The sequence below is a fragment of the Micromonospora radicis genome, assembly GCF_003583405.1.
Classification (GTDB): domain Bacteria; phylum Actinomycetota; class Actinomycetes; order Mycobacteriales; family Micromonosporaceae; genus Micromonospora; species Micromonospora radicis.
In genome coordinates, this window is record NZ_QXEC01000017.1 from 64,184 (window position 1) to 77,470 (window position 13,287).

The following is a 13,287-nucleotide window of genomic DNA, read 5'->3' on the forward strand; positions in this document are numbered from 1 at the left end:
CGCCGCACCGCCCCGGCGGCACGCACCGCCGGCCTCCGGCGGACCGCCCGCGCCGGGACGACCTACCGTCCTATCAGACCACGAGCATGTCGGGCGTGACGGCCGCTTCGGTATCCGGAATGCCCAGATCCCGCGCCCGCTTGTCGGCCAACGCCAGCAACCGGCGGATCCGGCCGGCGATGGCGTCCTTGGTCAGCGGCGGGTCGGCCAGCGCGCCCAACTCCTCAAGCGACGCCTGCCGGTGCTCCAACCGCAGCTGACCGGCCGAGGTCAGGTGGTTCGGCGCGTCGTCGGCGAGGATCTCCAGCGCCCGGGTGACCCGGGCCGCCGCGGCGACCGCCGCCCGCGCCGAGCGGCGCAGGTTCGCGTCGTCGAAGTTCGCCAGCCGGTTGGCGGTGGCGCGCACCTCCCGGCGTACCCGGCGTTCCTCCCAGGCCAGCACGCTGGCGTGGGCGCCGATCCGGGTGAGCAGCGCGGCGATCGCGTCGCCGTCCTTGACCACCACCCGATCCACGCCGCGTACCTCGCGGTTCTTCGCGGTGATGCCGATCCGGCGGGCCGCGCCGACCAGGGCCAACGCCGACTCGGGGCCCGGGCAGGTGATCTCCAACGCACTGGAGCGGCCCGGCTCGGTCAGCGAGCCGTGCGCCATGAACGCGCCCCGCCAGGCGGAAACCGCGCAGCACACACTGGCGGCCACCACGTGCGGCGGCAGGCCCCGGACCGGGCGGCCCCGGACGTCCAGCAGGCCGGTCTGCCGGGCGAGCGCCTCGCCGTCCTTGACCACCCGGACGATGAAGTGGCTGCCCTTGCGCAGCCCACCGGAGGCGAGCACGTGGATCTCACTCGGGTAGCCGTAGACCTCGGCGATCTCCCGCCGCAGCCGGCGGGCCACCGCACCGGTGTCGAGTTCCGCCTCCACCACCACCCGGCCGGAGACGATGTGCAGCCCACCGGCGAACCGCAGCAGCGCCGCCATCTCCGCCCGCCGGCAGCAGGGCTTGGGCACGTCGACCCGACTCAGCTCGTCCTTGACCGCAGCCGTCATCGCCATTGTGCGTCCCCTCACGGACCGGTTCCGGCGTGTCGCCGGAGATTACGTACGTGTCTAACGATCGGCGCCCAGTACGGGCACCAGTGCGGCGCCCAGGGCGGCCGGATCATGACGGGGAGTGCCGTCGTGGACCGCGACGGGAGCGAGGACCAGCCGGGCTCCCAGCGATTCTGCCGCACGGTCGACGGGTTCGGGGTCACCGACCGCCTTGGCGTCGGCGAGCACGAAGTCCACCGTCAACTCCGGCAGGTACCAGCGCAACGCCGCCAGGTGGTCGGCGACGGAGAGTCCGAGGGTCTCCTTCTCGGCGGCCAGGTTGAGAGTGACCAGGCGCCGGGCCGGGCTGGCCAGGATCGCCGTGGCCAGCTGCGGCACCAGTAGGTGCGGCAGCACGCTGGTGTACCAGCTGCCCGGCCCGAAGATCAACCAGTCGGCGGCGTCGATCGCCGCCACCGCCTCGGGGCAGGCCGCCGGCGCCTGCGGGGTGAGCCGCAGCGACTCGACCCGGCCGGTGGTGACCGCGACCTGGTGCTGGCCGCGTACGGTGCACGTCTCGTCGGGCCGGTTCGGATCCGCCCCCCGCACCTGGGCCTCGATGTCCACCGGCTGGCAGGACATCGGCAGCACCCGGCCGACCGAGCCGAGCATCGCCCCGGCGTGTTCCAGTGCGGCCACCGGATCGCCGAACAGCTCCATCAGCCCGCACAGCACCAGGTTGCCCACCGCGTGCCCGGCCAGCGCGTCACCACCGGCGGCGCCCAGTTCGGCGAAACGGTGCTGGAACAGCCCCGCGCTGCGTCGGGTGGCGGGATGGTCCCCGGCCAGCGCGACCAACGCCTGCCGCAGGTCACCGGGGGGCAGCCCACCACGCTGGGCGCGTAGCCGCCCACTGGAACCACCGTCGTCACCGACGGTCACCACCGCGGTGATGTCGAGATCAAGTTCAGGGGCGCAGCGACGCAACGCCCGTAACGACGCGGACAGTCCGTGCCCGCCGCCGAAGGCCACCACCCGGATCGTCATTCCCGCCCCAGGTCCCGATGCTGGGCGTTGGCGGCCAGCCCGGCGCGGCGCAGCCGGGCCGCCAACTCCTCGGCGATGGCCACGCTGCGGTGCTTGCCGCCGGTGCAGCCGACCGCCACGGTGAGGTACCGCTTGCCCTCCCGTTCGAAGCCGGCGGTGGTGGCGCCGACCAGGTCCGCGTACGCCGAGACGAAGGTGTCGGCGCCCTCCTGCCCCAGCACGTACGCGCTTACCGCCTCCTCCCGACCGGTGTGTTCCCGCAGTTCGGGCACCCAGTACGGGTTGGGCAGGAAGCGGGCGTCGAGCACGAAGTCGGCGTCCGGCGGCAGGCCGTACTTGAAGCCGAAGGAGATCACGGTCAGCCGAAGCTTGCGGGCGTCCTCACCGCCGAACAGCTCCTCGATGCGGCGGCGCAGCTGGTTGACGTTCAGGTGGCTGGTGTCGATGATCACGTCGGCCTGGTCGCGGGCCTCCTCCAGCAGGCCCCGTTCGACCGCGATGCCGTCGGCGAGCCGCCCCTCGCCCTGTAGCGGATGCGAGCGCCGCACGCTCTCGAACCGGCGGATCAACACCTCGTCGTCGGCGTCGACGAAGACCACCCGGGGCGCGTAGCCGCGTTCCTTGAGTTCCCGGATCGCCTCGGCCAGGTCGGTGGAGAACGCCCGGGAGCGTACGTCCAGCACCATCGCGGTCCGCCGAGCCGCCCCGCCGGCCTTCACCGCCAGCTCGGCCATCTCCAGCAGCAGCGCCTGCGGCAGGTTGTCCACCACGTAGAAGCCCACGTTCTCCAGCGCCCGGGCGACCGTGCTGCGTCCGCCACCGGACAGGCCGGTGACCACGACCAGTGTGGTGTCCGTCTCCCCCACCGGCGCGGATCGCTCGCCGGCACCGGCGCGGTGGCCGGTCGTGTGCGCCTCGCCCACCCAATCAACCCCCAAGCGGTGGCGCCGTGGTCGATGGTCGACCCGGCATGGTCAGAGAGCGACTCTAGCTCGCCGTACCCCACCCGGTCGGGATCCGCCCCCTCGCCTGTCGGCCCCGTGCCGCCCGGTTTGTCGGCTGGTTGACGGCGCGCGGCGGCCGGCGCGACTATCCTCCGGCCATGGGCAGGCACGGCGCACGGCTGCGCTGGGTGGTGGCACTCGTGGCGGCCACGGTCGCCGTACTGGCCACGGTGGACCGCCTCCGGGAACAGGAACGCGACTGGGAACGCAGCGAGGCGGCCGTGGCGGTCACCGCCGAGGCACTGCTACCCGCGCCCGGCCAGGTGGCCGACCTGACCGCCGCGCACGGCTGGCGGGACGGCGCCGCCGTCACCGGCGAACCGGGCAACCAGTCGGTGTTGCTGCGACTGAGCTGGTCCGGGCCCGGCCAGCAGGGCTCGTACCAGGTGATCCTGCTGGACACCCGGACCGACCCGGCGCGGGTGATCCGCCCGCACAGCGGTTGGGACGCCGCCGGCAGTACCGGCTTCAACTGGGCCGGCGCGTACGAGGTGCTGGCCCAGCGGTACGACTGGCTCGCCGGCACCGCCGCCCGGCCCTGGTCCAGTGACTCGCTCACCGCCCCCGACAACCTCGGCGCGGTGGGTACCCGGGCGACCGCCGCGGGCAGCCTGGTCGCCCTCTTCCGGATGGGCGTCGGCGCCGAGCCGCTGACCGACCCGTCGCACCTGGTGGTGGCGTTCTGTCGGGTCGGCGCCGACGGCGAGATCCGCTGGGCCAAACGGGTGCCGGTCACCACCGGCGGGTGACCGCGCGGCGGCTCGTAGAATCCACTGATGCTCTCCCCCAGCGACGTGCGGACCGGCGACGACAGCGCGGCGCTGGAAACGCTGCGGCGGGTCTTCGGGTACGACGCCTTCCGTGGTTTCCAGCGTGAGGTCATCGAGCACGTGGTGGCTGGCGGGGACGCGCTGGTGCTGATGCCCACCGGTGGCGGTAAGTCGCTGTGCTATCAGATTCCGGCACTGGTCCGCGACGGCGTCGCGGTGGTGATCTCTCCGCTGATCGCGTTGATGCAGGACCAGGTGGACGCGTTGACCGCCGTCGGGGTCCGGGCCGGCTTCCTCAACTCCACCCTGGACCCGGGCACCCGCCGGCTGGTCGAGGCGCAGTTCGTGGCCGGCGAGATCGACCTGCTCTACCTCGCACCGGAGGCGCTGGCCAGCCGGGCCACGCTGAGCCTGCTCGACCGGGGCCGGATCGGGCTGTTCGCCATCGACGAGGCGCACTGCGTGTCGCAGTGGGGCCACGACTTCCGCCCGGACTACCTCAACCTGTCGATGTTGCACGAGCGCTGGCCGGGCGTACCTCGGATCGCGCTGACCGCGACGGCGACCGGCGCCACCCGGTCGGAGATCGCCACCCGGCTCAACCTGACCGAAGCCCGGCACTTCGTGGCAAGCTTCGACCGGCCCAACATCCAGTACCGGATCGTGCCGAAGCGGGAGCCCCGCAAGCAACTGCTCGCGCTGCTGCGCGACGAGCACCCGGGCGAGGCGGGCATCGTCTACTGCCTGTCCCGCGCCTCGGTGGAGAAGACCGCCGAGTTCCTGGTCGCCGCCGGCATCGACGCGCTGCCGTACCACGCCGGGTTGGACGCGGCGACCCGCGCCGCCAACCAGCAGCGCTTCCTGCGCGCCGACGGGGTGGTGATGGTGGCGACCATCGCCTTCGGGATGGGCGTCGACAAGCCGGATGTCCGGTTCGTCGCCCACCTCGACCTGCCCAAGTCGGTCGAGGGCTACTACCAGGAAACCGGCCGCGCGGGTCGGGACGGGCTGCCGTCGACCGCCTGGCTGGCGTACGGGTTGCAGGACGTCGTGCAGCAGCGCCGGATGATCGACACGTCGGAGGGCGACCTGGCGCACCGGCGTAACCTCGCCGCCCATCTCGACGCGATGCTGGCCCTGTGCGAGACGGTCCGCTGCCGCCGGGTGCAGCTGCTCGACTACTTCGGCCAGCTCTTGGACGGCACCTGCGGCAACTGTGACACCTGCCTGGAACCACCCGAGTCGTGGGACGGCACGGTCGCCGCACAGAAGCTGCTCTCCACGGTCTTCCGGCTGGACCGCGAACGCAACCAGCGGTTCGGCGCCGGGCACTGCATCGACATCCTGCTGGGCCGCAACACCGACAAGATCACCCAGTTCCGGCACGACTCGCTGACCGTGTTCGGCATCGGGGCGGAGCTGAGCGAAGCGGAGTGGCGGGGGGTGGTGCGGCAGCTGCTCGCCGAGGGACTGCTGGCCGTCGAGGGCGACTACGGCACGCTGGCGCTCACCGACGCCAGTGCGGAGGTGCTCGGCAAGCGCCGTACCGTGATGCTGCGCCGCGAGCCGGCCCGCCAAGCCCAAGCGGGCCAAGCGGGCCAAGCGGGCCGGGCGGGCCGCACCGCCAAGCCCCGGGGCGCGGCCACCGTGGTCGCCGAACTCTCCGCGGAGGCGGCCGGCACCTTCGAGCGGCTGCGCGCCTGGCGGGCGGCGACCGCGAAGGAGCAGGGCGTGCCCGCGTACGTCATCTTCCACGACGCGACGCTGCGCCAGATCGCCGCCGACGCCCCGTCCTCCCTGGCCGAGTTGTCCCGGATCAGCGGCGTCGGCGAGAACAAGCTGGCCAAGTACGGCGAGCAGCTCCTCACCGAGCTCGCCGAGGCCGACTGAGTCCGCCCGGCCCGGGGCACGCTCGGTCCAGGATCGAGTGGTGTCGCGGCGAGCAGGGCCAGAAGCGGTACCTTCGATGGTCGTGATTTCACACCGAAATAAATATTGCTGTGTGAAATCACGACCAGCACACAAGGTGCCACCGGTCCGAGGCGATCCGGCCCGCGAGGCGCGGCTCGGCGCCCTCGCCGTCACCCGACCGCCGTCACCCGACCGCCGTCACCCGCGCACACCGGCCACTCAAGGGGCCGGGGCCGACGGCGTGTCATCGCCGTTCAGGGCGGCGAGGATGGACCCGGCGGTCTGCGGGCCGATGCCGGGGACCTCGGTGATCTCCTCCACGCTGGCGGCGGAGAGCCGCTTGAGGGAACCGAAGTGGCGCAGCAACGCCTTGCGACGGATCTCGCCCAGCCCGGGGATGTTGTCCAGCGCGGAGGCGGTCATCCGCTTGGAGCGGCGCTGACGGTGGAAGGTGATGGCAAAACGGTGTGCCTCGTCGCGTACCCGTTGCAGCAGGTAGAGCCCCTCGGAGGTGCGCGGCAGGATGATCGGGAACTCGTCGTCGGGCAGCCACACCTCCTCCAGTCGCTTGGCCAGCCCGCACAGCGCCACGTCGTCGATGCCCAGCTCGGCGAGGGCCTGCGCGGCGGCGGCCACCTGCGGCGCTCCACCATCGACCACCACCAACTGCGGCGGGTACGCGAACTTCCGGGGTCGCCCGGTGCTCGGGTCGATGCCGGGGCGGTCCGGATCGGCGGCGGTCTCCTCGCCGAGCTCGCCCGTCTCGGCGCGCGCGTCGAGGTAGCGGGCAAAGCGGCGACGCAGCACCTCGGACATCGCGGAGAGGTCGTCGGTGGCACCGCGGACCACGAACCGACGGTACTCGCTCTTGCGGGGCAAGCCGTCCTCGAAGACGACCATGCTGGCCACCACATCGGTGCCCTGGATCTGCGACACGTCGAAACACTCGATGCGCAGCGGCACGGTGCGCATGCCGAGCGCCTCGCTGATCTCGTCCAGCGCCTTGCTCCGGGTGGTCAGGTCACCGGCCCGCTTGAGCTTGTGCCGAGCCAGGGCGTCCTTCGCGTTGCGTTCCACCGTCTCCAGCAGGGCTCGCTTGTCGCCCCGCTGCGGCACCCGCAGGGTCACCCGGCTGCCCCGGTGGGTGGCCAGCCAGTCGGTCAGCGCCTCGGCGTCGGCGGGCAGCTCCGGCACCAGTAGTTCGCGGGGCACGTCGGCCTCGCCGTGCTCGCCGCCGTAGACCTGGGTGCAGAAGTGGTGCACCAGGTCACCGGTGGTCAGCTCCTCGGTCTTCTCCACCACCCAGCCGCGCTGGCCGCGCACCCGGCCGCCCCGGACGTGGAACACCTGCACCGCGGCTTCGAGCGGGTCGTCGGCGAAGGCCACCACGTCGGCGTCGGTACCGTCGCCGAGCACCACGGTCTGCTTCTCCATCGCCCGGCGCAGCGCGGCGACGTCGTCGCGCAACCGGGCCGCCCGCTCGAACTCCAGCTCCGCGCTGGCCTCGGCCATCTCGCGTTCCAGTCGGCGCACCATGGTGTCGGTGCGCCCGGCCATGAAGTCGCAGAACCCGTCGACGATCTCGCGGTGCCGCTGGGCGGTGACGCTGCCCACGCACGGCGCGGAGCACTTGCCGATGTAGCCGAGCAGGCAGGGCCGGCCGACCTGACCGGCCCGCTTGAACACCCCGGCGGAGCAGGTCCGCGCCGGGAAGACCCGCAGCAGCAGGTCGAGCGTCTCGCGGATCGCCCAGGCGTGCGAGTACGGCCCGAAGTAGCGCACCCCCTTGCGCTTGGCGCCACGCATCACCTGTAGCCGCGGGTACTCCTCGTCGAGGGTGACCGCCAGGTAGGGGTAGGACTTGTCGTCGCGATAGCGGACGTTGAACCGCGGGTCGTACTGCTTGATCCAGGTGTATTCGAGCTGGAGCGCCTCGACCTCGGTGCCGACGGTCACCCAGTCGACCGTCTCGGCGGTGGTGACCATCTGCCGGGTCCGCTCGTGCAGCCCGAGCAGGTCGGCGAAGTAGGAGTTGAGCCGGCTGCGCAGGTTCTTCGCCTTGCCGACGTAGATCACCCGACCGGTGCCGTCGCGGAACCGGTAGACCCCCGGCGATTCCGGGATGGTGCCGGGGGCGGGACGGTAGGTCGACGGATCAGCCACACACCGAGATTAGTCGCCGCCACCGACAGCCCAGATCACCCCGAGCTGGTCGACCTCGTCGCCGCTGCGGCCGAAGAAGCCGGCGAGTCCACCGCCGGGCGGCGCGGTGAAGGTCACCGCCGCCGAGGTGGGCGTGCCGGCGGCCAGCGTACGACCGAGGTTGGTGGTGAAGCGGGCCGAGAAGATCCGGGTACGACCGTTGCGTTGCCCCTGCGTGAGGGTGACCTCGGTGATCCGTTCACCCGGCGTCAGGGTGAGGTGGACCGGGCTGCCGCCCCCGCCGCCGTGGCTACGGCTGGTGCCGTCTGCGAAGGTCAGGCCGACCTGGTCGAGGCGGGCGCCGCCGCGCAGCGCGAGCACGGTGACCCGGGGACCGACGGCGGTCAAATCGGTGAACGGGGTGCCGTGCGGGCCGCCCCAGGTGTCGCTCTGGCGCAGGCCGGGTTCGAGGGTCCAGCTGAACCAGGCGGCGTGCGGGTAGTGGTCGGACAGGTGGTCGCCGGCCGGGTCGAGGAACCGGGCGTACTCGTTGTGGTAGCGGTCGAGGGCCAGTCGGACCAGTCGGCTCCCCCGGTAGAGGATCTTGTCGACCACCTCGCAGGAGTTGCTGAGGTTGGCCGGGTCGCAGACCAACGCCGGGCTGCCGGCGGCCGGCGGCTGCCCGCCGTGCTCCTGCTGGACCCAGACGTCGGTCAGGCCGTTGGCGGCGACCAGGTCCCGGATGTTGTCCCCGTCGCGGGTGTAACGAACGTTGAGATCGCCCATCACCACGACCGCGTTGCCGGCGGAGTTGGCGGAGATGTGCTGCGACAGTTGGGTGACGTTGGCGCGACGCGCGGCAAGGTCGGCCTCGGTGCTGCCGGCATTGGTGTGCACGTTGTAGAAGTCGACGAAGACCCCCTCGGCCAGCCGGACGCGCGACTGGGTGAAGCCCTTGGGCGTCAGGCAGTCGGTGCCGTTGCAGCGGTTCCACCTGACCCGGGTGAAGTCCGAGTACGGGAAGTTCGACATGGTGTTCAGGCCATCGCCGAAGGGCACGCCGCCGCTGGTCGGGGTGCGGTGCGGGTGCCGGTCGGTGGCGTACAGGTCGGCGTGGTAGTTGAAGTCCTCCTGCACGTGGACGATGTCGTACGCGTTGACCCGCTCGCCGATCGGCCGGGTGTTCACCGACGGCCGACCGCTGGAGAGTGGCTCGGGCAGACCGGCGACGTTGTAGGTGAGCACCGAGAAACTGCCGCCGTCGGTGCCGGCGGTGGGGGTGACCGGCGCGGCGGCGACCGGCGCGGCGGGAAGCAGGGCGGCGAGCAGTGCCATGGACGCGAGCAGGCGTACGGCGATCATCCGGGTGTCCCTTCTCGACGGCGCGGGCCGACGGGCAGGCCGATTGACATCTTCCAATATCGGGCGGCGAAGCTTACCATCCAGTAACTGAATGTTCTTCATGTAATCCTCCGCCCGATGGTCCCCCGCCCACTGAGGATCGCCATGCCTGCTCATACCGCCACCCGCCGACTGCTCGCCGGTGCGACCGGCGCCGTCGCCGTCGCCGCCCTCCTGGTCGCCGTCCCGACCACCGCCACCGCCACCACCCCGCTTGCCGCGCCCGCCGGAGCCGACACCCTCGCCGTGAACGTCGCCAGCGCCTTCGCCGGCGACGACTACTGCCTCGGCGAGTGCTCGGAGATCCTGCCGCCGGGCCAGAACGGCAACGCCACCCTGGTCGAGATCCTCGGCAACCAGGCCTTCGGCACCCTGCCCCGGCACTCCGCCGACCAACTCGACAGGTACGCGAACCTCGTGTACGGCTACGCCGGACTGCGCGAGGAACAGATCGACAACTTCTTCCACGACGCCGCCTTCGGCGTCGCCCCCAACCAGGTCGAACGCGACTACTCGCCACGCTCGGACGTACGGATCCTGCGGGACCGGGCCACCGGCATCCCGCACATCACCGGCAGCACCCGGGCCGGCACCATGTACGGCGCCGGTTACGCCGGCGCCGAGGACCGGCTGTTCACCATGGACCTGCTGCGCCACGTCGGTCGGGGCACCCTCACCTCGTTCGCCGGGGGCGCACCCGGCAACCGCGACCTGGAGCAGAGCGTCTGGCGTACCGCCCCGTACACCGAGGCGGACCTGGCCGCCCAGGTGGCGGCGTTGCGGCAGAAGGCCGGCAGCCGCGGCGAACAGCTCTACGCCGACGTGCAGGAGTACATCGCCGGAGTCAACGCCTACATCCGCACCTGCATGGCGAACCGCAACTGTCCCGGCGAGTACGTGCTCACCGGCCACCTCGACGCGATCACCAACGCCGGTGGGCCGAAGCCGTTCGTCATGACCGATCTGATCGCCATCGCCGGGGTGGTCGGCGGCCTGTTCGGCGGCGGAGGCGGCACCGAGATGCAGTCCGCGCTGGTCCGAATCGCCGCCCGGGCCAAGTACGGACCGGTCGAGGGCGACCGGGTGTGGAACGGCTTCCGGGGGCAGAACGACCCGGAGACCGTGCTGACCCTGCACGACGGGCAGAGCTTCCCGTACGGCGACGCCTCCCCCGACGCGCCCAGCGTGGTACTGCCCGACGCCGGCTCGGCCCGGGTCGAGCCGATCTTCACCGCCGCCACCGGCTCCGCCACCACCGCCGGCACCAACCGCTCCTCCGAACTTGCCGCCGCGCTCTCCGGGCTGACCATCACCCCCGCCAACCGGGGCATGTCCAACGCGGCGGTGATCTCCGCCGAGCACTCCGCGACCGGTCACCCGATCGCCGTGTTTGGGCCGCAGACCGGCTACTTCTCCCCGCAACTGCTGATGGTCCAGGAGTTGCAGGGCCCGGGCATCAGCGCCCGGGGCGCCGCGTTCGCCGGGCTCAACCTGTACGTCCTGCTCGGGCGGGGCCAGGACTACGCCTGGAGCGCCACCTCGTCCATCCACGACATCACCGACACGTACGCGGTACCGCTCTGCGTGCCCGGCGGTGGCACGCCGACGCTGGCCAGCAACCACTACCTGTTCCGCGGTCAGTGCCTGGCGATGGAGGAGCTGTCCCACGTCAACCGGTGGAACCCCACCGTCGCCGACAGCACCCCGGCCGGGTCGTACAAGCTGGTCGCCTGGCGGACCAAGCTGGGCCTGGTGGCCTGGCGCGGCACCGTCGGCGGCGCCCCGCACGCCTTCACCCAGCTGCGCTCCACCTACGGACGGGAGGCCGACTCGGCGATCGGCTTCCAGATGTTCAACGACCCGACCCAGATGGGCACCGCCGAGGCGTTCCTCAACTCGGCGCACCACGTCGAGTACGCCTTCAACTGGTTCTACGTGAACTCCACCCAGGCCGGGTACTTCAACTCCGGACTCAACCCGGTACGCGCCGCCGGCAGCAACCCGAACCTGCCGATGCGCGCCGATCGCGCCTACGAGTGGCAGGACTTCGACCCGGACGCCCGCACCGCCCGGTACGCGCCACGCTCCGCCCACCCGCAGTCGATCGACCAGGACTACTACATCAGCTGGAACAACAAGCAGGCCAAGGACTTCGGGGCGGCCGACGGCAACTTCAGCTTCGGCGCCGTACACCGGGGTGACCTGCTGGACAAGCCGGTGAAGGCGGCCATCGCGGCGGGCCACAAGTTCGACCGAGGCTCGCTGACCGAGTTGGTGCAGCGGGCCGGGCTGACCGACCTGCGCGGCGCGGAGGTGCTCGACGAGCTGATCCGGGTGCTGGAGAGCCAGCCGATCACCGACACCGCCGTCGCGGCCGAGATCAGCCGGCTGAGGGCGTGGCGGCAGGCCGGGGCGCTGCGGGTGGAGACCGCCAAGGGCAGCAAGGTGTACCAGCACGCCGAGGCGATCCGTACCTTCGACGCCTGGTGGCCGCTGCTGGTCCGGGGGATGTTCCGGGACCCGCTCGGCCCCGACCTCTACCAGTCGCTGATCAACACCCTTCAGGTCAACGAGTCCCCCTCCGGCCTGCAACAGGGTGACGTGTCGAACCTGCCGTCCTCGGCCAACGGGGCACAGACGCACAAGGGCTCCGCGTTCCAGTACGGCTGGTGGGGTTACGTCGACAAGGACCTGCGGTCGGTTCTCGGTGCCCCGGTCGCCGGTGGCCCCGGGCGTACCTTCTGCGGCAACGGCAACCTGGGTGCGTGCCGGCAGATCCTGCTGGACACCCTGCGCACGGCGGCGGCCACCCCGGTCACCACCACCTACCCGGGCGACGCCAGCTGTGCGGCCGGTGACCAGTGGTGCGCCGACGCGATCATCCAGTCGCCGCTGGGCGGCATCAAGCACGCCACCATCGCCTGGCAGAACCGCCCCACCTACCAGCAGGTGGTCTCGTTCCCGGCCCGACGCGGCGACGACCTGACCAACCTGGCCGCCGGGCGACCGGTGACCGCCTCCAGCAGCCAACTCGGCAACGGCGCCGCCCGCGCCGTCGACGGGAACCTGGATACCCGCTGGGCCAGTTCCTGGTCCGACAACCAGTGGATCAGGGTCGACCTGGGCAGCGTCCGGCAGGTGGGCCGGGTGGTGCTGGCCTGGGAGGCGGCGTACGCCCGGTCGTACCGGATCGAGGTCTCCACCGACGGGAACAACTGGCGGCAGGTCCGCTCGACCACCGCGGGCGACGGCGGCACCGACGTGCTCGCCTTCGGCCCGGAGCAGGCCCGCTACGTCCGGATGTACGGCCTGACCCGCGGCAGCTCCTACGGCTTCTCGCTCTGGGAACTGTCCGTGTACGCGCACTGAGGACGGCCGGTCGTGGCCGGGGTGACGCCCCGGCCACGACCGTCGACCGCACGGGCCGGGCGACTCAGGCCAGGGAGATCTGGTCGCCTTCGACCTTGACGTCCTTGGTCGCCAGTGGCGCCGGAGACGGGCCGGACCGCACCGAGCCGTCCTCGATGGAGAACCGGCTCTGGTGGCAGACGCAGTTGATCGTGCCGCCCTCGATGGTCGACACGTTGCACCCCTGGTGCGGGCACTTCGGGTCGAAGCCGCGGAACTCCCCCGCCGACGGCTGCGTGATCACGATCCCCTGGGCCGCCAGAATGGCACCGCCGCCGACCGGGATGTCGCTGGTACGGGCCAGGGACTGGCTGCCCTGCCGGTCGCCGCCACCGGCGTCGCCGGTGTTCGTCACCGCCGGCCCCGGGCTGGTCGGCACGGCACCGTTGTCGTCACCGCCGCCGCAGGCGGACAGCGCCACCGCCGCGCCGGCCGCCCCCGCACCGGCCAGCAACGCCCGCCGCGTCCGCACCGGCCCCGCCGCCACCTGGTCGTCAGTCATCTCACGCCCTCCTCGGTACCACCGTGCATGATCCGCGGCTACGTTTCCCCAACCCGGACCACTCTGCCCCGC

The 13,287-nt window shown here is 71.9% G+C and carries 9 protein-coding genes; 3 read left to right on the forward strand and 6 right to left on the reverse strand.

Annotation, left to right across the window (positions count from 1 at the left end):
* Positions 1 to 73: 73 nt before the first annotated feature.
* The 3 genes from whiA to rapZ are packed head-to-tail and all read right to left on the reverse strand — an operon-like array spanning position 74 to position 2,943.
* Positions 74 to 1,054, reverse strand: coding sequence for a DNA-binding protein WhiA (gene whiA, locus D2L64_RS18090; RefSeq protein ID WP_119578103.1), 981 nt, complete (start codon positions 1,052 to 1,054; stop codon positions 74 to 76).
* A 54-nt stretch (positions 1,055 to 1,108) separates the two neighbouring features.
* Complete coding sequence (locus D2L64_RS18095; protein WP_119578104.1) at positions 1,109 to 2,077, reverse strand: gluconeogenesis factor YvcK family protein; 969 nt, start codon at positions 2,075 to 2,077, stop codon at positions 1,109 to 1,111.
* Entirely contained in the window at positions 2,074 to 2,943 is an 870-nt protein-coding gene (gene rapZ, locus D2L64_RS18100; protein WP_119578189.1) for an RNase adapter RapZ, read from the reverse strand. The genes D2L64_RS18095 and rapZ overlap by 4 nt, the downstream gene beginning before the upstream one ends.
* A gap of 236 nt (positions 2,944 to 3,179) precedes the next feature.
* Here rapZ and D2L64_RS18105 point away from each other — a divergent pair, with 236 nt between their 5' ends.
* Positions 3,180 to 3,830, forward strand: coding sequence for a hypothetical protein (locus D2L64_RS18105; RefSeq protein ID WP_119578105.1), 651 nt, complete (start codon positions 3,180 to 3,182; stop codon positions 3,828 to 3,830).
* A gap of 27 nt (positions 3,831 to 3,857) precedes the next feature.
* Complete coding sequence (gene recQ, locus D2L64_RS18110) at positions 3,858 to 5,741, forward strand: DNA helicase RecQ (RefSeq protein WP_119578106.1); 1,884 nt, start codon at positions 3,858 to 3,860, stop codon at positions 5,739 to 5,741.
* Positions 5,742 to 5,981: 240 nt separating this feature from the next.
* On the opposite strand, the gene uvrC is transcribed toward recQ, so the two are convergent.
* Together uvrC and D2L64_RS18120 are read right to left on the reverse strand one after the other, a co-directional pair.
* Positions 5,982 to 7,925 carry an excinuclease ABC subunit UvrC gene (gene uvrC / locus D2L64_RS18115; protein WP_119578107.1) on the reverse strand — a complete coding sequence of 648 codons (1,944 nt, stop codon included), beginning with the start codon at positions 7,923 to 7,925 and terminating at the stop codon, positions 5,982 to 5,984.
* A gap of 9 nt (positions 7,926 to 7,934) precedes the next feature.
* Positions 7,935 to 9,266 carry a jacalin-like lectin gene (locus tag D2L64_RS18120; protein ID WP_119578108.1) on the reverse strand — a complete coding sequence of 444 codons (1,332 nt, stop codon included), beginning with the start codon at positions 9,264 to 9,266 and terminating at the stop codon, positions 7,935 to 7,937.
* Positions 9,267 to 9,410: 144 nt separating this feature from the next.
* On the opposite strand from D2L64_RS18120, the gene D2L64_RS18125 reads away from it, so the two are divergent.
* Entirely contained in the window at positions 9,411 to 12,674 is a 3,264-nt protein-coding gene (locus tag D2L64_RS18125; protein ID WP_119578109.1) for a penicillin acylase family protein, read from the forward strand.
* Positions 12,675 to 12,738: 64 nt separating this feature from the next.
* Here D2L64_RS18125 and D2L64_RS18130 read toward each other — a convergent pair whose 3' ends face one another.
* Complete coding sequence (locus tag D2L64_RS18130) at positions 12,739 to 13,215, reverse strand: Rieske (2Fe-2S) protein (protein ID WP_119578110.1); 477 nt, start codon at positions 13,213 to 13,215, stop codon at positions 12,739 to 12,741.
* Positions 13,216 to 13,287: the final 72 nt, after the last annotated feature.

Coding starts and splice junctions, on each gene's coding strand:
- whiA (WP_119578103.1), bottom strand. CDS start 1,054: ATGGCGATGACGGCTGCGGTCAAGGACGAGCTGAGTCGGGTCGACGTG.
- D2L64_RS18095 (WP_119578104.1), bottom strand. CDS start 2,077: ATGACGATCCGGGTGGTGGCCTTCGGCGGCGGGCACGGACTGTCCGCG.
- D2L64_RS18105 (WP_119578105.1), top strand. CDS start 3,180: ATGGGCAGGCACGGCGCACGGCTGCGCTGGGTGGTGGCACTCGTGGCG.
- recQ (WP_119578106.1), top strand. CDS start 3,858: ATGCTCTCCCCCAGCGACGTGCGGACCGGCGACGACAGCGCGGCGCTG.
- D2L64_RS18120 (WP_119578108.1), bottom strand. CDS start 9,266: ATGATCGCCGTACGCCTGCTCGCGTCCATGGCACTGCTCGCCGCCCTG.
- D2L64_RS18125 (WP_119578109.1), top strand. CDS start 9,411: ATGCCTGCTCATACCGCCACCCGCCGACTGCTCGCCGGTGCGACCGGC.
- D2L64_RS18130 (WP_119578110.1), bottom strand. CDS start 13,215: ATGACTGACGACCAGGTGGCGGCGGGGCCGGTGCGGACGCGGCGGGCG.